The organism is Pseudomonas sp. AC532, from assembly GCF_979258965.1.
In genome coordinates, this window is sequence record NZ_OZ409888.1 from 3,604,172 (window position 1) to 3,625,327 (window position 21,156).

Below are 21,156 nucleotides of genomic sequence, written 5' to 3' on the forward strand. Positions count from 1 at the left end.
ACTCAGTGGCGCTCGGCGAGCAGCAGGAGGTTGCGGGGTGTCAGGTTGGGCGAGCAGAACTGGCCAAGGCGCACATCGTAGCCCTGTTCTTGCAGGTACAGCGCGCGGTCGAGCACCAGCCACAGCTCCAGTGGGCGACGAAACAGGCCACGCAGCAGTTCGAGGTTGCGCACTTCTGCCAGGCGCTGCCAGCCAGCGGCTTCGAGGTGCTGCCAGTTGCGTGCGCCCGGTGTGGGCAGGCCTTTGAGTTCGGCGAGGTCGTGGCAGTACTCGGCCAGGCTTTTTCTCAGCCAGCTTGCAGGCAGCGATGGGGTTGGCAGATAACCGTTCAGCCCGCGCAGCTCACGCTGCAGCAAATCGAAAGCCAGGCGCCAGGCCATGGACTGGTCGCGTTGCTGGCGCACGCGATTGCCGGCGGTGACTGTTTCGCTCATGGGCAATGCCAGGTCATCCTGCGACAGGCTGAGTGCTGAGCCGTGCGCTGCGGTCGAGAGCGCTTGATAGGTGCTGGCAGCGGTGCGGTTGTAGCAGCACGGTGCGACGGCCAGCTGTTTGCTGCCCACTGCACTGGCCAGCTGCAGCAGGCGTACGTGCAGGTCGCCGCAGGCGTGCAGGGCGACGGGGCTGTGTGTGGCGAGCAGCCGATCCGCGGCGCTGCTGGCGAGTACGTCTTGCTCGATGTGTTGCGCGGTTATCCCCAGGCGCTGGCTCAGTTCGTTACCACTGGCGACCAGCGCAGGGTCGTGTTCCAGGCAGGTCAGCGCCTGGCCGTCATGAGCGAGCATGCGGCCAAGGTGGCCCTTGCCGGCGCACCAGTCCAGCCAGTGCCGAGGCGGGCTGTGAAATTGCAGGCTGTCGGCGAAGGCGCTTATCTGCTGCCACTTGCGGCCCGGCACATCCACCGAAAAGCGCGGCGGCAAATCCGCCGACGCGTTGTGCGGCAGGTCGCCCACTTCATTCAGCAAGGCCGCCTGGGCGGCCAGTTCCGCAAAAGGCGCGGGCGCATCCGGCAGTGCCGTTGGCTGGTTGTGGCTGGCCTCGGCCTGTTCCAGGGTACGGCCGCGCAGCCAGTTGCCCAGTTCGGCGTATTGGTGCTCCCAGGGCAGTTCATGGTGCGTGAACGGGCGCGGTTTCCACAGTGCCTGGTGGGCGCAGAGAAACACGTCCAGCGCCTGGAAGCGCTGGAGCAGGGCATCGCCACTGAGTGGCTGGGGCGCGGGGCGTGAGGTCATGGCGATAGGTGACGGGGCGCTGGCCCCGTCACGTCAGCGGCCCTGGCAGGCGTCGACGCGCAGCCAGCGTTCCAGCAGTTTGAAGGCGTTGATCAGCACGAAGGTGATCACCAGATAGAACACCGCGGCGGTGAAGAAGAATTCCATGTTCACATAGGTGCGCGCGTTCAGCGTGCGGGCCATGCCGGTAAGGTCCAGCAGGGTGACGGTGCTGGCCAGCGCACTGGCCTTGAGCATCAGGATCACTTCGTTGCTGTACGCCGGCAGGCCGATGCGCGAGGCGCGCGGCAGGATGATGTGCAGCATCGACTGCGCCCGCGACATGCCCAGCGCCCTTGCCGCTTCGATCTCGCCCGGTGGTACGGCCTGGATCGCGCCGCGCAGAATCTCGGCGATATAAGCGGTGGTGTGCAACGTCATGGTGATCACCGCGCACCAGTACGGGTCACGCAGGTAAGGCCACAGCGGACCTTGGCGCACGGCATCGAACTGCGCCAGGCCGTAGTAGACGAGGAACAGCTGCACCAGCATCGGCGTGCCGCGGAAGAAGAAGATGTAGCCGTAGGGCAGGGCGCGCACGTACCAGAGGCGCGAGGCGCGGGCGATGCCCATCGGCAGCGCGAGAATCAGGCCGGCAACCACCGCGACGGCGAGCAGTTCGAGGGTCAGCAGCGCACCTTCAGCCATTTTTGGCAGGTGCTTGATGATCAGCTCCCAATTCATTGAGTGCTCCTTACGAAGCCGCGCGAGGCTCTCTTCTCGAGGAAGTGCAGGCCGATCATGGAGATGATGGTGAGGCTCAGGTAGATGATGGCGGCGACCAGGTAGAAGGTCATGGCTTGTTTGGTCGCGGTGACGGCGATCTGCGACTGACGCATGATCTCGGTCAGGCCGATCACTGAAACCAGTGCGGTGTCCTTCATCAGAATCATGAACAGGTTGCCCAGGCCTGGCATCGCGATGCGCCACATCTGCGGCATGACGACCCGCCAGAGAATGCGCGGCTTGGACATGCCCAGAGCCTGGCCGGCTTCACGGTGGCCTTTGGGGATTGCCAGAATGGCGCCGCGAAACACCTCGGTGGCGTACGCGCCGAAGCACAGGCCGAGGGCGATCACGCCTGCTGCGAACGGGCTCAGCTCCAGGCTGCCGACGCCCAGGCTTTCGCCCAGTTCGCGCAGCACGTTCACGGTGCTGAAATAGATGAGCATCACCCACAGCAGCTCGGGAACGCCGCGCACGATGGTCGAGTAGGTACCGCCAAGCCATTGCAGCGGCTTGTACGGAGAAGTCTTGGCGAAGGCGCCGAGCAGGCCGAGCACCAGACCGAGGCACAGTGCGCTGAGCGCGAGCTGGACGGTCATCAGGGTGCCGGCGGCCAGGGCCGGGCCGAATCCGGAAAGGTCGAAATTCATGGAAACTCAAGCGCCCGCGCCGCCAGTGGCGACGCGGGCAGGCTGCTTAGTAGATGCTGAAGGGGAAGTACTTGTCGTTGATCTTCTTGTAGGTACCGTCGGCGACGACTTCTGCCAGGGCCTTGTTCAGGCGCTCGCGCAGGGCATCACCCTTGCGTACGGCGATGCCGATCTTGTCGTTGTCGAATACCGGGTCACCCTTGAATTCGAAGTCCTTGCCGGCATCGCTCTTCAGCCATTCCCAGTTGACGAAGGTGTCGGCCAGTACGCCATCGACGCGGCCCGAGGCCAGATCGAGGTAGGCGTTTTCCTGGGTGTCGTAGAGCTTGATGTCGACCACGCCGTCCATGTTGTCTTCCAGCCAGGTACCGGCGATGGTCGCGCGCTGTGCACCGATCACCTTGCCTTTCAGGCTGGCCTTGTCGCTTTTGAAGTCACTGCTCTTGGGGGCAATGAACTGCAGCTTGTTGGTGTAGTAGGGGTCGGTGAAATCGACCGCCTGCTGGCGCTCTTCGGTGATCGACATGGAGGCGACCAGGAAGTCGAACTTCTTGGCGTTCAGGGCCGGGATGATGCCGTCCCAGTCAGAGGTGACCACTTCGCACTCGGCCTTCATCTTGGCGCACAGGGCCTGGGCGATCTCCACGTCGAAGCCGCCGACCTGGCCGCTGGCGTCGATGAGGTTGAAGGGTGGGTAGGCGCCTTCGGTACCGATCTTCAGTTTGTCAGCAGCGACGGCACTGGTGCCGAAAGCCAGGGTGGCGGCAGCTGCCAGCAGAATCTTTTTATAGCTATGCATGCGTGATTGCTCCGTTTTTTAACGATTGCTGGACATGAATTGTTTGCAGCGCGCCGAGTTGGGGTTGTCGAATACCTGCTGCGGCGACCCCTGTTCCTCCACCAACCCCTGGTGCAGGAAAACCACTTCACTGGAAACCTGCCGGGCGAAGTTCATCTCGTGGGTCACCAAGAGCATGGTGCGCCCTTCATCGGCGAGCGCGCGGATCACAGTAAGCACTTCTTGTACCATTTCCGGGTCGAGCGCCGAAGTCGGTTCGTCGAACAGGATCACCTTTGGCTGCATGGCCAGGGTGCGGGCAATGGCCGCACGTTGCTGCTGGCCGCCGGAGAGCTGGTTGGGGTAGGCGTGACGCTTGTCGGCGATGCCGACCTTGGCAAGCAGCGCTTCGGCAATCTCGATGGCTTCGGCCTTGCTCTTGCCAAGCACGCGGCGCGGCGCTTCGGTGATGTTGTCCAGCACCGTCATGTGCGGCCACAGGTTGAAGTTCTGGAACACGAAACCGATTTCACTGCGCAGCCGATTGATCTGGCGGCTATCGGCGGCGACCAATTCGCCGTTCTTCTGGCTCTTCAGCTTGAGCTCTTCACCTGCGACGATGATCTGCCCCTGATGGGGATTCTCCAGCAGGTTGATGCAGCGCAGGAAGGTCGACTTGCCCGAGCCGGAAGAGCCCAGAATGGAAATCACGTCGCCATCGCGAGCCGTCAGGGAAATGCCCTTGAGCACGTCGAGGTTGCCATAGCGTTTATGCAGATTGCGGATTTCCAGCGCAGGCGTGGCCTCAGCCATCGAGCAGTCCTCTTGGTTCTTGTGCGGATAGAATCCGTGTATGGCGGGGCTGTGGGCTGCAAACCTAGCATAGGCACCAGGGGGCGCCAAGGGTACTGCTGGCCCGCCGCCGCTACGCTCACGGGGGTGTCGCATCAGTGCAGTTGCTTGTCGCCCCGCGGCAAAAAACGGCGTTTGGCCATTCCTCTAACGGTGCCGGCGACGGCACGGTGGCGCGGTCTCCAGAGCCGAGGGAGGCGCGGACCAGCCGGGCGCTGCAGACTACGCTTTCAAAAAAGACGCGAACCCTACTCACATCCGTCTCGCAATTCCAGTGCCAATGGCCTGTTTGACCTAACCGAGCCCGAAACCCTCAGTTGCCGAGCATGCCCTGAACCTTGTCGCGCAGGGCATCGAGGGAGAACGGTTTGCCTATGATGTCGGTACGGGTCGCCGGCTCGTTCTTGTCGATCTCGACGCTTTCCGCATAACCGCTGGCGTACAGCACCTTGAGATCCGGGCGAAGCTGGCGCGCCGCGATGGCCAGCTCCTGGCCATTCATGCCGGGCAGGCCGATGTCGGTCATCAGCAGGTCGATGTGCTCGTCGCTACGCAGTACCTGCAACGCCTGTTGCGCCTCAGCCGCTTCTATCACGCTGTACTCGAGTTCTTCGAGCACTTCTACGGTGAGCATGCGCACCACTTCGGAATCCTCCACCAGCAGGATGCGCTGGGCGCTCGGCGATGCATTGATAGCTGGGTCTGACACTGCGTTACCTCGGTAAAGGAAGGATGAATGCGTGGATCGGCATCGCCAGGCGGTTGGCCAGGTAGTCGATCGCGAGGCGCTGCAGCCTGGTAGGGCTGACGAGGGCTGGACAATTAGCATGGCACGAAATGGGTGCCCGATCTGCACCGCAAGGGTGCCGCCGGGCTGAAAAGTTACCGTCTTTACCGGTTGGCGCCACGCTGTGACGCAGTTGTCGACATGCGTTGCAAAATAAGTCGAACCTGGCCGCTGTGTGCGTAATCCAAGCGCGCGGGCCGCCCTGCGCTGACTGTTGGATAAAGTTCAGTCGGCGCATTACCATCGGCCGTTTACCGAACAAGCATGCAGATCGATGCATTATCCAATCGCGGCCAGGAAACTCCGATGACCAACACCTCTTCCATCGATGAGAACAGCTTCAAGCGCATTCTCAGGCGCAACGTCGCCTTGCCGCTGGGCGTGGGGGTGGTCAGCGCGGTGTTCTTCGTGGTGCTGATCAGTTACCTGCTCAATGTACTGGGCTGGGTGCAGCACACCGATCGCGTGCTCAACAACGCCAATGAAGGCCTGAAGCTGTCGATCGATCAGGAAACGGGCTTTCGCGGTTATCTGCTGTCCAGTGACATTCGCTTCCTGCAGCCGTTCGAAATCGCCAAGCCGCGCATCAAGGCCGAGATGGATATCCTCACCGAGCTGGTGGCGGACAACCCGGTGCAGCTCGATCGTCTGCGTACTATCGCCGCGTTGCAGGAGGAGTGGAACACGTTCGCGCAGACGGCGATCAACGCCAAACGCGAGGGCGGCAACTTTCTCGACCCGGTGCGTGACGGCCGCGGCAAGCAGCTGACCGACGCCATTCGCACCGAGTATGCCGCCTTCATCGCCCAGGAGCAGCGCCTGCGCAAGGAGCGCAACGATACGGCCTCCAACACCGCCACCCTCACCATTGGTTTGTTCGTGCTGTTCACCCTGCTGTTCAGTGGCTCGCTCGCACTGTTCGGGCGGCGCGAGCTGATGAGCCTGACCAGCACCTACGGCGCCATCCTCAAGAAGCAGGACGAGCACAATGAGCGTCTGCAGGCCCAGGCCTGGTTGCGCAACGGCCAGACCGAGATGGCCGAGCGGCTGATCGGCCAGCAGGCCTTGCCGGTGCTGGGGCGCAACATGCTGGAGTTTCTGGCCAGCCACCTGGGGGTCGTGGTGGGCGCGCTTTACGTGCGTGAAGAGCACGGTGGCCTGCGCCGCGTCGCCAGCTATGGATTCTCCCGCGAGCTGGAAAAGGCCGAACAGTCGTTCTACAGCGCCGAAGGCCTGGTCGGCCAGGTGGCGCAGAACCGCCGCCTGCTGACCCTCGAGCAACTGCCGGCCGATTATCTGAAGGTCAGTTCCGGGCTTGGCCAGGGTGAGCCGCTGACGGTCGCCCTGCTGCCCATCGACAATGATGGCGAGGTCAATGGGGTGATCGAGCTGGGCTTCCTGCGCCCGCTTAGCGAGCGTGATGGCGAGTTCCTCAGGCAGATCGCCTCCAGCGTAGGCGCCTCGGTCGAAGCCGCCCGCTACCGCCATCGCCTGCAGGAAATTCTGGCCGAAACCCAGCAGCTCAACGAAGAGCTGCAGGTGCAGCAGGAAGAGCTGAAAACTGCCAACGAGGAGCTCGAAGAGCAGTCGCGCGCGCTCAAGGAATCCCAGGCGCACCTGGAAACCCAGCAGGCCGAACTGGAGCAGACCAACGAGCAGCTGTCGTCGCAGCGCGATGCCCTCGATGACCGCAACAGCGCCCTGCGGCAGGCCCAGGAGCAGCTCGAAGAGCGCGCCGAAGAGTTGCAGCGTGCCAGCCGCTACAAGTCCGAGTTCCTGGCCAACATGTCCCACGAACTGCGCACGCCGCTCAACAGCTCGCTGATCCTGGCCAAGCTGCTCTCCGACAACCCCAAGGGCAACCTGGACGCCGAACAGGTCAAGTTCGCCGATTCGATCTATTCCGCCGGCAACGATCTGCTCAACCTGATCAACGACATCCTCGACATCTCCAAGGTCGAGGCCGGCAAGCTCGATCTGCGCCCGGAAAATGCCAACGTGGTGCGCCTCGCTCAGAGCCTGCAAACCACCTTCCAGCCATTGGCCGGAGAAAAGCGCCTGAGCTTTGAGGTGCAGGTGGCCGACGACGTGCCGCGTTCGCTGTACACCGATCGCCTGCGCGTCGAGCAGATTCTCAAGAACTTGCTGTCCAACGCCATCAAGTTCACCGAGCAGGGTTCGGTCAGTTTGAGCATCAGCCGCGCCGACCAGGGCGTGGCATTCGCCGTGCGCGACAGCGGCATCGGCATTCGCAAGGATCAGCAGGAATACATTTTCGAAGCCTTCCGCCAGGCCGACGGCACCACCAACCGGCGCTTTGGCGGCACCGGCCTGGGCTTGTCGATCTCCCGCGACCTGGCCGTGCTGCTGGGCGGCTCGATCAGTGTGGCCAGCGAGCCCGGGCAGGGCAGTGTGTTCACCCTGGTGCTGCCGGAAAGTTATTCACCGCAGGCAGGCGAGGCCGAAGCACTTGCGGCGCAGCCGGTGCAGGTCGCGCGCAGCATCGCGCCGCGGGCGCCCGAGCCGGTCCGCGACGCTCCCGTCGAGAAGCCCGTTGCGACCTTCCCCGATGACCGCGGCATGTCGGTGCTCGGCGGCCGCAGCGTGCTGGTGATCGAGGACGAGCCGCAGTTCGCTCACATCCTCTACGACCTGGCCCACGAGCTCGACTACCGCTGCCTGGTCGCCCATTGCGCCGAGGATGGCCTGGAACTGGCGACCACTCACCACCCCGACGCCATCCTGCTGGACATGCGCCTGCCGGACGTTTCCGGCCTCTCGGTGCTGCAGCGCCTCAAGGAAAACCCGGGCACTCGGCATATTCCGGTGCACGTGATTTCCGTTGAGGACATGGCCGAAGCGGCCCTGCAGATGGGCGCCGTGGGCTACGCGCAGAAGCCGGCGACCCGTGACCAGCTCAAGGGCGTGTTCAGCAAGCTCGAAGCGCGCCTGACGCAAAAGATGAAACGCGTGCTGGTGGTCGAGGACGACAAGCTGCAACGCGACAGCATTGCCCGCCTGATCGGCGATGACGACATCGAGATCGTTGCCGTCGAGTTTGGTGAGCAGGCCCTGAAGCAACTGCGCCAGCATATCTTCGACTGCATGATCATCGACCTGAAACTGCCGGACATGCAGGGCGACGAGCTGCTGGCGCGCATGGGCGGCGAAAACATCCGCTCGTTCCCGCCAGTGATCGTCTACACCGGGCGCAACCTGACGCGGGCCGAGGAGGCCGAGCTGCTCAAATACTCGCGCTCCATCATCATCAAGGGCGCCCGTTCTCCCGAGCGGTTGCTCGATGAGGTCACCCTGTTCCTGCACATGGTCGAGTCCGAGCTGTCCAGCGAGCGGCAGAGCATGCTCAAGACTGCGCGCAGCCGCGACAAGGTGTTCGAGGGCCGGCGTATCCTGTTGGTCGATGATGACGTGCGCAATATCTTCGCCCTCACCAGCGCCCTGGAACACAAGGGCGCCCAGGTCGAGGTGGCGCGCAACGGCCGCGAAGCCATCGGCAAACTCGAAGCGGTGAGCGACATCGACCTGGTGCTGATGGATGTGATGATGCCGGAGATGGATGGCTACGAAGCCACCCGGCGCATCCGCGAGAACCCGCGCTGGCGCAAGCTGCCGATCATCGCGGTGACGGCCAAGGCGATGAAGGACGACCAGGACCTGTGCATGAAGGCCGGTGCCAATGACTACCTGGCCAAGCCCATCGACCTCGACCGCCTGTTCTCGCTGATCCGCGTGTGGCTGCCCAAGCTGGAGCGCATCTGACATGTCCGAGCAAACGCAGGATATCGAGCTGCGCCTGCTGATCGAGGCCATCTACCTGAGGTACAGCTACGATTTTCGCGATTACGCCGGCTCTTCGCTCAAGCGCCGGATGGTTCACGCCATGCGCCAGTTCGACTGCGCGAGCATCTCCGAGCTGCAGGGGCGGATCATTCACGACCCCGCGGCTTTCATGCAACTGCTGCAGTTTCTCACCATCCCGGTCAGTGAAATGTTCCGCGACCCGTCCTACTTCCTGGCCCTGCGCCAGGAGGTGGTGCCGTTTCTGCGCACCTACCCGTCGCTCAAACTCTGGGTGGCAGGCTGCAGCACCGGTGAGGAGGTGTATTCGCTGGCCATCCTGCTGCATGAGGAGGGGCTGCTGGAGCGCTCGATCATCTATGCCACGGACATCAACCCGCATTCGCTGGCCAAGGCCCAGAAGGGCATTTTCCCCATCGACAACATGCGCCTGTACAGCGAGAACTATCAACGCTCCGGCGGCAAGGGATCGCTCTCCGATTACTACACGGCCGCCTACGATGGCGCGCTGTTCGAGCGCTTCCTGTGCGCCAACGTGACGTTCGCCGATCACAGCCTCGCCACCGACAGCGTGTTCTCGGAAACCCAGTTCATCTCCTGTCGCAATGTTTTGATCTACTTCAACAAGGCGCTGCAGGACCGCGCCTTCGGGCTGTTCCACGAGTCACTTGGCCATCGCGCGTTTCTCGGCCTGGGCAGCAAGGAAAGTCTGGATTTCTCTGCCTATGCGGGGCGTTTCGAGGCGCTCAATCGTCAGGAACGAGTGTTTCGCAAGCTATGAGCAGTCAGCCAAGGATGCTCGAAGCAGTGGTGATCGGCGCCTCGGCAGGGGGGGTAGAAGCGTTGATGACGCTGTTCGACGGGCTGCCGGCAAGCTACGGTTTACCGTTGGCGGTGGTTTTGCATCTGCCAGACAGCCGTGAAAGCCTCTTGCCTGCGCTGTTTGGCCGGCGCCTGGCGTTGCGTGTGAAGGAAGCGCAGGACAAGGAACAACTGCAGGCGGGCACCTTGTATTTCTCGGCGCCCGGTTACCACCTGTGCATCGAAGCGGACCGCCGCTTTTCCTACAGCCGTGATGAGCCGCTGCACTATTCGCGGCCATCGATCGATTACCTGTTCGAGTCGGCCGCCGACGTCTACGGCGCCAACCTGATGGGCATATTGCTGACCGGCGCCAATCAGGACGGCGCTTTGGGCCTGAACACAATAAAACAGCGGGGTGGTATGACCGTGGTGCAGGATCCGCAGGAGGCACAGGTTCGCACCATGCCAGAAGCGGCGCTGGCGCTGCATCGCCCCGATTACATTCTTTCTTTGCGGGGCATTCTCGCATTGCTAGCCGAACTGGACTCACGCCCATGTTGAGTAGCACCGGATGCAAATTGCTGATCGTCGATGACCTGCCGGAGAACCTTCTGGCACTCGAGGCGCTGATCCGCCGCGACGATCGTGAAGTGTTCAAGGCGCAATGCGCCGACGACGCGCTGGTGCTGCTGCTCGAACACGAGTTCGCCCTGGCCATCCTCGATGTACAGATGCCCGGCATGAACGGCTTCGAGCTCGCCGAGCTGATGCGCGGCACCGAGAAGACCAAGCACATTCCCATCGTTTTTGTCAGCGCCGCCGGCCGCGAGATGAATTACGCCTTCAAGGGCTATGAAAGTGGTGCCGTGGACTTCCTCTACAAGCCGCTGGATATCCAGGCGGTACAGAGCAAGGTGGCGGTATTCGTCGACCTCTACCGCCAGCGCAAGGTCATGGCCCAGCAACTGGCTGCGCTGGAGCGCTCCCGACAGGAGCAGGATGCATTGCTCAACGAGCTACGCTCCACCCAGGGCGAATTGCAGCACGCTGTGCGCATGCGAGACGACTTCATGTCGATCGTCTCCCATGAGCTGCGCACACCGCTCAACGGCCTGATTCTCGACACCCAACTGCGCAAGATGCACCTCGCCAAGGGCAACCTGACGGCGTTCAGCGAAGACAATTTGCGGGCCATGTTCGACCGTGACGAGCGGCAGATCCACAGCCTCATCCGCCTCATCGAAGACATGCTCGATGTGTCACGCATTCGCACCGGCAAGCTGTCGATCCGCCCGGTGGAGTTCGACCTCGCGCAAACCGTGCGCAACGTCGCCGAGAATTTTGCCCAGCAGATGGCCGTGGCCGGCTGTGACCTGCAGCTCGACAGCGACGAGGCCCTGCATGGCAGCTGGGATCAGTTTCGTGTCGAGCAGGTGATCAGCAACCTGCTCAGCAACGCCTTGCGTTATGGCGCGGGGCGGCCCATCGAGGTGCGTGCCCGGGCGGTGGACGACGGCGTGCGCATCGATGTACGCGATCACGGTATCGGCATCTCCCAGGAGAACCAGCAGCGTATCTTCCAGCAGTTCGAGCGTGCCGTGAGCAGCGAATCGATCGCCGGCCTGGGTCTCGGGCTGTTCATCTCGGACCAGATCGTCAAGGCGCATGGTGGGCGCATCGAGGTGCACAGCAGTCTGGGGCAGGGCTCGCTGTTCAGCCTATGGCTGCCGCGCCGCCGGCCCGCAGATATAGGTTGAACTCGGCGTACCGGCAGGGTCGAAGCGAAGGAGTAAAAAAGAGCCAGGAGCAGGGCAATGAACCAATCCACCCGAACCGTACTGATCGTCGAAGACGATCCGCTCCTGCTCATGTTGCTGGCCGAGTACCTGCAGGGCGAGGGCTACAGTGTCTTGCAGGCTGACTGCGCCACCGACGCCTTCGCCATCCTCGCCACCAAGCCTTATCTGGATCTGCTGGTCACCGATTTCCGCCTGCCAGGTGGCGTCTCCGGTGTGCGCATTGCCGAGCCGGCCCTGCTGCTGCGTCCTGATCTCAAGGTGATTTTCATCAGCGGCCATCCTGCCGAAGTGCGCGAAACCGGCAGTGCACTGCTGGACTCCGCGCCGCTGCTCAGCAAGCCCTTCACCCTGGAAACCCTGAGCACGCAGATCGCTCACCTGCTCGATTGAGGAGCAGAGGAGGCGACCAGGGGCATGTCCATGAGCTCGCGGGCATGGCCCGCTCCCACGGTCACCCACTCCGGATGGGTGAAGGCGTTAGCAAGAGCCCCAGGCATCACCTCGCTCAGCCCGACTACGCGGCGCTAAGCTGAAGCAGCTATCGATACCAGATACCTGTGGGAGCGCGCCATGCGCGCGAACCATGGTGGGGGCGCCGTCGCTGGCACGGCCCGCCCCCGCGAATTCATCGCAGCCCGGCGGCTATCTATCCCTTTCCCCGTGCCGGGGACGAGATTGACCGGGTATCGATTCGCTCGGCAGTTCTAAAAGGCGTTCAGCGCTTCTCAGGGCTCGGCCTTCCCGGTTCCTCGATGGGGCGTTGTGGGCTGAACGGGCTATCCGGATCATCGACAATGGAGCCTGGATCCTCGTTACCTGGATCGTTGATCGGCGTTTCGTGCGGCTCGACGGGAGGTTGCTTGGGGTCGTTTGCGGCATTAAGGGCGATAGAGAGGTGCATGGTTGGCTCCGGCTGCATGAGCCTCGGCATGGAAGGCGCGAGGTCTGTGCTTTGGAGGGGGGCCAGGCTGACGTGTTCAGGCTGTCGGCTGGACGGTACTTTTTTGCAGGCAATAAAAAACCGGCCCAAGGCCGGTTTTTTATTTTCTCATGTGATGCTGGCACCACCTGAGAAGAAAGGTGGTGCCCAGGGACGGAATCGAACCGCCGACACGGGGATTTTCAATCCCCTGCTCTACCGACTGAGCTACCTGGGCAACGGGGCGTATTAGACGGTTTTCGCTTTTTGCTGTCAAACGTTTTTTGGAAAATATTTAAATATTCCGGGCGCTTACGTCCCGCGCCTCATTCGCTGGGGGGAACGTAGCCTTCCGCCTGGGCGTAATCCTCACCGGACAGGAACTTGTCCATCTCGGCCTGCAGGAATTTGCGGTCCTCGGCATTCATCATGTTCAGGCGACGTTCGTTGATCAGCAGGGTCTGGTGCTTCTGCCATTCTTCCCAGGCCTGTTTGGATACGTTCTGGTAGATGTCTTCGCCTTTGGCGCCAGGGTAGGGCGCGCGATCCAGGCCGGGCAGTTGTTGTTTGTGCTTGCGGCACATCACGGTGCGGGTCATGCCATTTCTCCTGTGTGCAATACGTCGGCCGCGCGTTTGAGCAGTTTCTTCACCGGGGCGGCGAGGCCCAGGCGCGGCGGGGTGGCGAGGTTATACCAGAGCCAGTCGGCCTCGGCCACGAAGCCGGGTACGCCGTCGACCTCGATCAGCCAGGGTTCGATGGCCAGCTGGAAGTGGCTGAAGGTGTGGGTCAGGCCGTCTAGCTGGCGGCGTTCGCCAAGGCGCAACTGGTGCTGGTCGGCCAGGGCTGCCAGCGCGTCGAGGTCTGCCAGCTCGGGCAAGCTCCACAGGCCGCCCCAGAGCCCGGTCGAAGGTCGTCGGTAGAGCAGGATGGCGCCGTCGCGGCTGGCGAGCATCGGCATCAGCGTGCGCTTCTGCGGCAGTTCCTTGCGCGGTTTGGCGATCGGGTAACGGATCTCCAGGCCGAGCAGGTGCGCTTCGCAGCCGCTCTGCACCGGGCACAGCAGGCAGGTGGGCTTGCTGCGGGTACACAGCGTGGCACCGAGGTCCATCATCGCCTGGGTGTAGTGATTGAAGCGCTCTTCAGGCAGGAAACGCTCGGCCACGGCCCACAGCTGCTTGGCCACTCTGGGTTCGCCCGGGTAGCCTTCCTGGGCCACGAAGCGGGCCAGCACACGTTTGACGTTGCCATCGAGAATGGGCGCGCGCAGGCCCATGCTCAGGCTGGCGATGGCGCCTGCCGTGGAGCGGCCGATGCCGGGCAGTTCGGTGAGCGCTTCAACGCTGCGCGGAAACTCGCCGGCATGGTCGCGCATGATGATCTGGGCAGTCTTCTGCAGGTTGCGAGCGCGGGTGTAGTAGCCCAGGCCGGTCCACAGGTGCAGCACTTCGTCTTGTGGTGCTTCGGCCAGGTCGCGCACGGTAGGCAGCGCGCTCATGAAGCGGTCGAAGTAGCCGAGTACGGTGCTGACCTGGGTCTGCTGCAACATGATTTCCGAGACCCACACGCGGTAAGGCGTGATGCCCTGCTGCCAGGGCAAGTCCTTGCGGCCGTGCACGTCGTACCAGCGCAGGACCGCGCTGGAGAATTGCTCGGGTGTCATCGGTTGAACAGGCCCTTGAGTGCGTCTTTCAGTTCGGGGCTGACCTTGTCACCGAGCTTTTCTTCGAGTTTCTCGTTGATACGGTCACCGGCCAGTTTGGCGGCCACTTTGCCCATGCCTTCCTGGTCGAGGCGGCAGGCCTTGGCGCCGAGCTCCAGCGGGCCACGGCAGTGCAGCGGCCAGGCCACGCCGGCGTAGCGAGGATTGACCTCGCAGGCAGGGTCGGGCATTTCGCGCTGGTCACCTTCGATGGTGATGCCGACGCGATAGTCCAGGCCCAGCACGCGCAGGTCGAGGTCACCGTTGCCGGCCACGCTGAGGCCGGGAATACGCGCTTGCAGGTCGGGGTTGCTGGCCACGCCGTTGCGAATGTTGAGGCTGCCCTGCAGGCGCTCGAAGGGCGTGTCCTTGCTGCGCGGGTCGCTGCTCAGCGATTTGCGGTTGAGGGTGGCGATGCCGCGGCACAGCTGTTGCTCCAGGTTGGCATCGACCAGCACACCGTCGTTGAGCAGGAAGCTGGCGGTGCCGTTGAGCGCGTCGACCCAGGCCTTCTGGCTGTTGCCGCTGGTGGTCAGGTCGCTGTTCAGGTCGAGCAGGCCCTTGAGGGGCGAGGGGCGCTGTTCGTCCTTGAGAAAGGGCTCGACCGGTATGGCGTTGAGCTGTGTGTGCAGGCTGAGCACCGGCACGGCCGGGCGAACGTCGGCATCGGCGCTGATGGCGAAGCTGCCTTTGCCGAGGTTGCCGCGCAGTTCTTCGAGATTGAGAGCGCCGCCCTGGCCGCGAGCCTTCAGGCTGACGTCGGTCAGTGCCTGCTTGTACAGCGTCAACTGCTCGAGGGTCAGGCTGGTCTGCACGTCGAGCTTGCGCAGCAGGGGGATGGGCAGTACTTCGCTGGAGCTCCAGGCCTGCTGAGTGGGTGCGTTGGGCACCGGGGTGCTGCCGGCTTGTCCGGCATTGGCGACGGTCTCGCGCACTTCGGCCTTGCGGGCGGTGTCGCTGTCTTTCTTGTCCTTGCTCTGCGGTGGCAGGTAACGATCGAGGTTCAGCTTGTCGCCCTTGAGCTGCACGCGCAGCGCCTGCTTGGCGAAGTCGGCGACGGCAATGCTGCCGGTGAAGGTGCTTTCGTCGAGCTTGAGGGTCAGTTCATCGAGCGACAGGCTGGTGGGCGTGCCGCCGAGCTGGGTCACCAGTTCGAACTGCGACAGGGTTTTCTCGTCGGTCATCGGCGGCAACTTCTGGCCGAGGCTGGCGAGAAATTCACGCAGGTTCACCGGGGCCACGGACAGGCCACCGGACAGTTTGGGTTCGCTTTGCAGGTCGCGGACTTTCAGCTCACCCAGGGCGCGCAGCTGGTTGGCCGAGAGCTTCAGGCCGTTCCACTCGGCAACCTGGGCCGCCAGGTCGACCAGCAGTTGGCCCTGGGCGGCATAGGTGAGGGTCTGGCCGTTGAACGGCTCGCCGGAGGCTTCCCCGGACAGGCGTGCATCTTCGAGCTGGTAGCGCTTGAGCGCGCGGTCGAAGCGCAGTTCACCCTGCAGCTCGCTGCGCGCACGCATGACCGGCTGGTTGCTGCCAAAGAAGGCGCTGAGCTTGATCGGTACGGCCGCACCTTCACGAATGGCGCCGGTGGTGAGCTGAATGCTTTCGGCACTGAATTGCTGGCCCTTCTGGGCGTCGCGGTAGTCCACTCGGGCGCCGTTGACGATCAGGCTGTCGATGTCCAGCCTGATCGGCTGGGTGCTGTCCTGGGCGGGCTCGGTTTGCGCGTTCGGCGTCTCGTTGGCAGCGCTCTGCTCGGCCGGCGCTTCGCCCGGCTTGGCGGCAGGACGGCCGACGTCTTCCCAGTTGCCATGGCCGTTCTCGTCGCGCTGCAGGTCGAGGTTGAGGCCATCGACACGGATGTCGCTCATCTGCACTTCCTTGCGCAGCAGCGGCAGTACGCGCACCGAAAGGCCGAGCAGACGCAGGTTGGCGAAGGGCTTGTCCGGCGTGCTGGCGCTGGCCAGCGTGGCGTCGGTCAGCTCCAGGCCCAGCCACGGGAACAGGCTCCAGCCGATGTCGCCGTTGAGGGTCAGCTCCAGGTTGGCCTTGTCGCGTGCCAGCTGGCGGATTTCATCCTTGTAATCGTTGGGGTCGAACAGGTGAGTCAGGGCAAAGCCCAACGCCACGATGATCAGCAGCAGTCCGAGGAAGAACAGACCCAGGATTTTGCCGAGCGCTTTCATGGACGAGTCCTATGCAGTGACGAAAATTTGAATCCGCGAGTATAGCGCCGACGGCATCCCCGCGGTTAAAGCCTGTGGGCAATGCGTTCGGCAATGGCCAGGCTGGCGGTGAGACCCGGCGATTCGATCCCGAACAGATTCACCAGCCCCTGTAGACCATGCTCGGCCGGCATTTGCAGCATGAAATCTTGCGCGGGCTCTCCGGGGCCGCCGAGCTTGGGGCGAATGCCGGCATAGCCAGGCACCAGCCGCGTGCTGTCGAGCGCGGGGAAATAGCGGCTGATGGCGCTGGCGAAGGCGTCGCGCAGGGTCTCGTCGACACGGTAGTCGATGCTGTCGAGGTAGCGGGTGTCGGGGCCGAAGCGCAACTGCCCGCCCAGGTCCAGGGTGGCATGTACGCCGAGGCCGCTGGTATTGGCCTCCGGCATCGGATAGACCAGATGGCTGAACGGCGATTTGCCGTTGTAATTGAAGTAGTTGCCCTGGCACAAGTGCAGGCGCGGGATGTGCTGCGGCGCCAGGCCGTCGGTGCGCTGCGCGAGGTGCTGGGCGAACAGGCCGGCGGCGTTGATCACGCGCTGAGCCTTGAGGCTGAACGGCTCGCCAGCGCTGCTGCCGCTGGCGATCCAGCCGTCACCGTCATGAGTCAGGCTGTCGACCCGGGTCTGCAGCACCAGTTCGGCGCCCTGGCGTTCGGCGCAGGCAAGCAGCGATTGCAGAAAGGCATGGCTGTCGATGATGCCGGTATTGGGCGAGAGCAGGGCTGCGACGCCGCGCACCGCGGGCTCCAGGGCGGCAAGGCGTGCGCGATCGATCGCCAGCAGCTCATCGACGCCGCTGGCGTGGGCATTGTCGGCCAGCGCCTCGAGCTTGCCGCGCTCCTCGTCACTCACCGCCACCAGCAGCTTGCCGAGGCGCCGGTACGGCACCTGCCACTGCTCGCACCAGGCGTACAGGCGCTCGCGGCCTTCCAGGCACAGCTCGGCCTTGAGCGAACCTGGCGGGTAATAGATGCCGGCGTGAATGACCTCCGAGTTGCGGCTGGAGGTGTGGCTGCCCATCAGGCCTTCCTGCTCGACGATCAACGTGCTGTGCCCCGGCGCGGCCAGGCGTGCGGCGCAGGCAAGGCCGAGTGCGCCGGCGCCGATGATCAGGGTATCGATGCTATCCATGGCAGTTTCCATGAGAGGTGTGCGGGGTATTTTTCCAATCGTCGCGGCAGGCGCTGGGCTGTCATCGACGCATCCGTTGGAACCTTGCAGAGAGGCTTAGTTACCGGCCGTCGGTAAATAATGTCGGCAGTCTGAGAAAGATGTCTCGCGCGCGCAAAAGTGCCTGTCGATGGTTGCGTAATCACCATGGCGATGTGACACAATGTCACGGGATTTCCAGCGCGCTGCTCGCTGTGAAGGACCCGCCTCAACTTGGTTCATATCAGGTAACGCTCTTATCCATGGGCGTCGCCAATAATCGTCTTGTTTGCCAACTAAATCAGAGAAGAAAAAATGACTGACGCCACCGTGCAAAACGGTGCTTCAGCGACCCCTGCGTTCCTGTCCAAGGCGCGCATCATCGCTAAGCCCGGTTTCAACCGCTGGCTGGTTCCGCCAGCTGCCCTCGCCATTCACCTGTGCATCGGCATGGCCTACGGATTTTCCGTATTCTGGCTGCCATTGTCGAAAGCCATTGGTATCGATACTGCCGTCGCCTGCGCGCCGGATATCGGCTTCTTTGAGCAGATATTCGCCAGCAACTGCGATTGGCAGATCTCCATGCTCGGCTGGATCTACACCCTGTTCTTCGTCTTCCTTGGTTGCGCGGCTGCCGTGTGGGGCGGCTGGCTGGAGCACGCAGGCCCACGCAAGGCCGGCCTGGTTTCGGCCGTGTGCTGGTGTGGTGGTCTGCTGATTTCGGCGCTGGGCATCTATACCCACCAGATCTGGCTGATGTGGGTCGGTTCCGGTGTGATTGGTGGTATCGGTCTGGGCCTTGGTTACATCTCCCCGGTATCGACACTGATCAAGTGGTTCCCGGACAAGCGCGGCATGGCGACCGGTATGGCCATCATGGGCTTCGGCGGCGGTGCGATGGTCGGTGCTCCACTGGCGGCAGCGCTGATGGGCCACTTCTCCAGCGAGACCGACGTCGGTGTGTGGCAGAGCTTCGTGGTCATGGCGGTGATCTACTTCATCTTCATGGTCGGCGGCGCGCTGTCCTACCGCGTTCCGCCAACTGGCTGGAAACCGGCTGGCTGGGTCGCGCCGGCTGCCAAGGCCAACGATGCGATGATCACCAAGGGCCACGTCCACGTGAACACCGCGTGGAAAACCCCGCAATTCTGGCTGGTCTGGGCCGTGCTGTGCCTGAACGTATCCGCTGGTATCGGCATCATCGGCATGGCATCGCCCATGCTGCAGGAAGTGTTCGGCGGCAAGTTGATCGGCGTGAACGTACCGTTCAGCGAGCTGAGCAAAGAGCAGTTGATGCAGATCGCGGCAATCGCTGCCGGCTTCACCGGCCTGCTGAGCCTGTTCAACATCGGCGGTCGTTTCTTCTGGGCATCGTTCTCCGACCTGATCGGCCGCAAGGCGACCTACTTCGTGTTCTTCGCGCTGGGTTTCACCCTGTACGCGCTGGTCCCGTGGACCGGTCACCTGGGTAGCATCGCGCTGTTCGTATTCGCCTTCTGCCTGATCCTGTCCATGTACGGTGGCGGTTTCGCCACGGTTCCGGCTTACCTGGCGGATCTGTTCGGTACCCAGATGGTTGGCGCGATCCACGGTCGCCTGCTGACCGCCTGGGCCTTCGCTGGCGTGCTGGGCCCGGTGCTGGTGAACTACCTGCGCGAGTATCAGCTGAGCATCGGCGTCGAACGCGCAGCTGCCTACGACATCACCCTGTACATCCTCGCCGGCCTGCTGGTGCTGGGCTTCGTCTGCAACCTGCTGGTTCGCCCGGTTGATCCGAAGTACTTCATGAGCGAAGCAGAACTGGCCGCCGAGCGTGCCCATGGCGAGAAATCCGCGCCATCCGCTGCCGAGCTGGAGTGGGCTGCCGATCCGTCGAGCAAGCCACTGGTCATCGCCGCCTGGCTGGCCGTGGGTATCCCGCTGGCCTGGGGTGTGTGGGTAACCCTGCAGAAGACCGTCGTTCTGTTCCAGTAACAGGCTGCGGTTCAAAAATCCCGCTGGCGCCCGGTGCGCCAGCGGGATTTTTTATGCCCGTCGATTTTTAGCCCTGACCTCAAGCGTTTTTCGTGCATTTTCGCCGTGCGGCTTTATAGCTTCGCTGCTTATCAGCCTATAATGGCTGCCCTTTCGCCCAACGATTTTGTGGAGCAGGTGATGGCCGAACGTACGGCATCCGTCGAGCGCAATACCCTGGAGACCCAGATCAAGGTCTCGATCAATCTGGATGGCACCGGTAAGGCCACCTTCGATACCGGCGTGCCGTTCTTCGAGCACATGCTTGACCAGATCGCCCGCCACGGCCTGATCGACCTCGACATCTTCTGCAAGGGCGACCTCGAGATCGACGATCACCACACCGTCGAAGACGTCGGCATCACCCTCGGCCAGGCGTTCGCCAAGGCGGTTGGCGACAAGAAGGGCATGACCCGCTACGGGCATTCCTACGTGCCGCTGGACGAAGCGCTGTCGCGCGTGGTGATCGACTTCTCCGGTCGCCCGGGCCTGCAGATGCACGTGCCGTTCACCCGTGCGGTGGTCGGTGGTTTCGATGTCGACCTGTTCCAGGAATTCTTCCAGGGCTTCGTCAACCATGCCCAGGTCAGCCTGCACATCGACAACCTGCGCGGCGTGAATACCCACCACCAGATCGAAACCGTGTTCAAGGCCTTCGGCCGCGCGCTGCGCATGGCCGTGGAACTCGACCCGCGCATGGCCGGGCAGATGCCATCGACCAAGGGCGTACTCTGATGCAGACGGTTGCAGTCATCGACTATGGCATGGGCAACCTGCACTCGGTGGCCAAGGCCCTGGAGCACGTCGGTGCTGGCCGGGTGTTGGTGACCAGCGACGCACAGGTGATTCGTGAGGCCGACCGCGTGGTGTTTCCCGGCGTCGGCGCGATCCGCGACTGCATGGCCGAGATTCGCCGCCTGGGCTTCGATGAGCTGGTGCGCGAAGTCAGCCAGGATCGCCCGTTCCTGGGCATCTGTGTGGGCATGCAGGCGCTACTCGAGCGCAGCGAAGAGAACGACGGCGTCGACTGCATCGGCCTGTTCCCCGGCCAGGTGCGTTTCTTCGGCAAGGATATGGTCGAGGACGGGGAGCCCCTCAAGGTGCCCCATATGGGCTGGAACGAAGTCAGCCAGGCGGTCAACCACCCGTTGTGGCACGGCATTGCGGACCAGGCGCGTTTCTACTTCGTGCACAGCTATTACATCGAGGCTGCCAAGGCGCAGCAGGTCGTCGGTCGCGGCCACTACGGCAAGGATTTCGCCGCCGCGCTGGCCGACGGTTCGCGCTTTGCCGTGCAGTTTCACCCCGAGAAGAGCCATACCCACGGCTTGCAGTTGCTGCAGAACTTCGCCGCCTGGGATGGCCGCTGGTAGATGGCCAGGCTCAAGAGCCCGATCCTCACGCTCACGCCCGAGCAGGAAAGCGATGCGGTGCACAAACTGCAGCGTTTTCTGGCCGAGCGTTTCGAGCTGGAGCTGGGCTCCTTCGAAGTGCTTGAACTGCTCGAGCTGTTTGGCCGTGACGTAGCGCCGCATTACTACAACCGAGCGATCACCGATGCGCACAGTTTGTTGCGCGAGCGCTTCGAAAGCCTCGAAGTCGACCTCTGGGCGCTCGAGAAAGATTGATTCCAGCCAACGCTGATTGAACTGAACAAGGT

The 21,156-nt window shown here is 63.1% G+C and carries 20 protein-coding genes and 1 tRNA gene; 9 read left to right on the top strand and 12 right to left on the bottom strand.

From position 1 onward, the window contains the following. Positions 1 to 2: 2 nt before the first annotated feature. From ACZ0AV_RS16800 to ACZ0AV_RS16825, 6 genes are all read right to left on the bottom strand, one after another. Positions 3 to 1,232 carry a methyltransferase gene (locus tag ACZ0AV_RS16800; protein ID WP_499152074.1) on the bottom strand — a complete coding sequence of 410 codons (1,230 nt, stop codon included), beginning with the start codon at positions 1,230 to 1,232 and terminating at the stop codon, positions 3 to 5. A 33-nt stretch (positions 1,233 to 1,265) separates the two neighbouring features. Beyond that, the gene (locus tag ACZ0AV_RS16805; protein WP_070880521.1) at positions 1,266 to 1,955 is read right to left on the bottom strand and encodes an ABC transporter permease; all 690 of its coding nucleotides are present in this window, start codon (positions 1,953 to 1,955) and stop codon (positions 1,266 to 1,268) included. Then, entirely contained in the window at positions 1,952 to 2,647 is a 696-nt protein-coding gene (locus tag ACZ0AV_RS16810) for an ABC transporter permease (RefSeq protein ID WP_499152075.1), read from the bottom strand. Before ACZ0AV_RS16810 ends, ACZ0AV_RS16805 begins: the two co-directional genes overlap by 4 nt. 46 nt (positions 2,648 to 2,693) lie before the next feature. Next, positions 2,694 to 3,446, bottom strand: a complete 753-nt coding sequence (locus tag ACZ0AV_RS16815) for an ABC transporter substrate-binding protein (RefSeq protein WP_499152076.1) — start codon at positions 3,444 to 3,446, stop codon at positions 2,694 to 2,696. 18 nt (positions 3,447 to 3,464) lie between these two features. After that, positions 3,465 to 4,238, bottom strand: coding sequence for an ABC transporter ATP-binding protein (locus tag ACZ0AV_RS16820; protein WP_499152077.1), 774 nt, complete (start codon positions 4,236 to 4,238; stop codon positions 3,465 to 3,467). Between the two features lie 352 nt (positions 4,239 to 4,590). Then, positions 4,591 to 4,986, bottom strand: a complete 396-nt coding sequence (locus ACZ0AV_RS16825) for a response regulator (RefSeq protein ID WP_499152078.1) — start codon at positions 4,984 to 4,986, stop codon at positions 4,591 to 4,593. A 384-nt stretch (positions 4,987 to 5,370) separates the two neighbouring features. Between ACZ0AV_RS16825 and ACZ0AV_RS16830 the strand changes: the two genes are divergently transcribed. From ACZ0AV_RS16830 to ACZ0AV_RS16850, 5 genes are read left to right on the top strand one after another with little or no spacing between them, the layout of a single operon-like run. Beyond that, positions 5,371 to 8,844 carry a response regulator gene (locus tag ACZ0AV_RS16830; protein WP_499152079.1) on the top strand — a complete coding sequence of 1,158 codons (3,474 nt, stop codon included), beginning with the start codon at positions 5,371 to 5,373 and terminating at the stop codon, positions 8,842 to 8,844. Position 8,845: 1 nt separating this feature from the next. Then, positions 8,846 to 9,664 (top strand): CheR family methyltransferase, encoded by an 819-nt coding sequence (locus tag ACZ0AV_RS16835; RefSeq protein WP_499152080.1) that lies wholly within the window; start codon positions 8,846 to 8,848, stop codon positions 9,662 to 9,664. Next, a complete protein-coding gene (locus ACZ0AV_RS16840) occupies positions 9,661 to 10,248 on the top strand; it encodes a chemotaxis protein CheB (RefSeq protein ID WP_499152081.1) in 588 nt (195 codons plus the stop codon). Before ACZ0AV_RS16835 ends, ACZ0AV_RS16840 begins: the two co-directional genes overlap by 4 nt. Continuing rightward, positions 10,242 to 11,444 (top strand): hybrid sensor histidine kinase/response regulator, encoded by a 1,203-nt coding sequence (locus ACZ0AV_RS16845; RefSeq protein WP_499152082.1) that lies wholly within the window; start codon positions 10,242 to 10,244, stop codon positions 11,442 to 11,444. The genes ACZ0AV_RS16840 and ACZ0AV_RS16845 overlap by 7 nt, the downstream gene beginning before the upstream one ends. Positions 11,445 to 11,501: 57 nt before the next feature. After that, entirely contained in the window at positions 11,502 to 11,876 is a 375-nt protein-coding gene (locus ACZ0AV_RS16850; protein ID WP_499152083.1) for a response regulator, read from the top strand. A 325-nt stretch (positions 11,877 to 12,201) separates the two neighbouring features. On the opposite strand, the gene ACZ0AV_RS16855 is transcribed toward ACZ0AV_RS16850, so the two are convergent. The 6 genes from ACZ0AV_RS16855 to ACZ0AV_RS16880 form a co-directional block, all read right to left on the bottom strand. Next, the gene (locus ACZ0AV_RS16855) at positions 12,202 to 12,387 is read right to left on the bottom strand and encodes a hypothetical protein (protein WP_499152084.1); all 186 of its coding nucleotides are present in this window, start codon (positions 12,385 to 12,387) and stop codon (positions 12,202 to 12,204) included. Between the two features lie 180 nt (positions 12,388 to 12,567). Beyond that, positions 12,568 to 12,643: transfer RNA gene (locus ACZ0AV_RS16860), tRNA-Phe, on the bottom strand. An 88-nt stretch (positions 12,644 to 12,731) separates the two neighbouring features. Further along, positions 12,732 to 13,004: an oxidative damage protection protein gene (locus tag ACZ0AV_RS16865; protein WP_070880539.1), complete on the bottom strand. Its 273-nt coding sequence runs from the start codon at positions 13,002 to 13,004 to the stop codon at positions 12,732 to 12,734. After that, positions 13,001 to 14,068 carry an A/G-specific adenine glycosylase gene (mutY, locus tag ACZ0AV_RS16870; protein ID WP_499152085.1) on the bottom strand — a complete coding sequence of 356 codons (1,068 nt, stop codon included), beginning with the start codon at positions 14,066 to 14,068 and terminating at the stop codon, positions 13,001 to 13,003. Before mutY ends, ACZ0AV_RS16865 begins: the two co-directional genes overlap by 4 nt. Further along, the gene (locus ACZ0AV_RS16875) at positions 14,065 to 16,293 is read right to left on the bottom strand and encodes an AsmA family protein (protein WP_499152086.1); all 2,229 of its coding nucleotides are present in this window, start codon (positions 16,291 to 16,293) and stop codon (positions 14,065 to 14,067) included. The genes mutY and ACZ0AV_RS16875 overlap by 4 nt, the downstream gene beginning before the upstream one ends. 65 nt (positions 16,294 to 16,358) lie before the next feature. Beyond that, positions 16,359 to 17,465 carry an NAD(P)/FAD-dependent oxidoreductase gene (locus ACZ0AV_RS16880; protein WP_499152087.1) on the bottom strand — a complete coding sequence of 369 codons (1,107 nt, stop codon included), beginning with the start codon at positions 17,463 to 17,465 and terminating at the stop codon, positions 16,359 to 16,361. 333 nt (positions 17,466 to 17,798) lie between these two features. On the opposite strand from ACZ0AV_RS16880, the gene ACZ0AV_RS16885 reads away from it, so the two are divergent. The 4 genes from ACZ0AV_RS16885 to ACZ0AV_RS16900 all read left to right on the top strand — a co-directional run bounded on the left by ACZ0AV_RS16885 (position 17,799) and on the right by ACZ0AV_RS16900 (position 21,124). Continuing rightward, entirely contained in the window at positions 17,799 to 19,457 is a 1,659-nt protein-coding gene (locus ACZ0AV_RS16885; RefSeq protein ID WP_499152088.1) for an OFA family MFS transporter, read from the top strand. Positions 19,458 to 19,637: 180 nt separating this feature from the next. After that, positions 19,638 to 20,231, top strand: coding sequence for an imidazoleglycerol-phosphate dehydratase HisB (gene hisB, locus ACZ0AV_RS16890; RefSeq protein WP_084308285.1), 594 nt, complete (start codon positions 19,638 to 19,640; stop codon positions 20,229 to 20,231). Next, a complete protein-coding gene (hisH, locus tag ACZ0AV_RS16895; RefSeq protein WP_499152089.1) occupies positions 20,231 to 20,869 on the top strand; it encodes an imidazole glycerol phosphate synthase subunit HisH in 639 nt (212 codons plus the stop codon). Before hisB ends, hisH begins: the two co-directional genes overlap by 1 nt. Further along, on the top strand, positions 20,870 to 21,124 hold the full coding sequence (locus tag ACZ0AV_RS16900) for a DUF2164 domain-containing protein (RefSeq protein ID WP_499152090.1): 255 nt from the start codon (positions 20,870 to 20,872) through the stop codon (positions 21,122 to 21,124). It begins immediately after the preceding gene. The last annotated feature ends 32 nt before the right edge of the window (positions 21,125 to 21,156 follow it).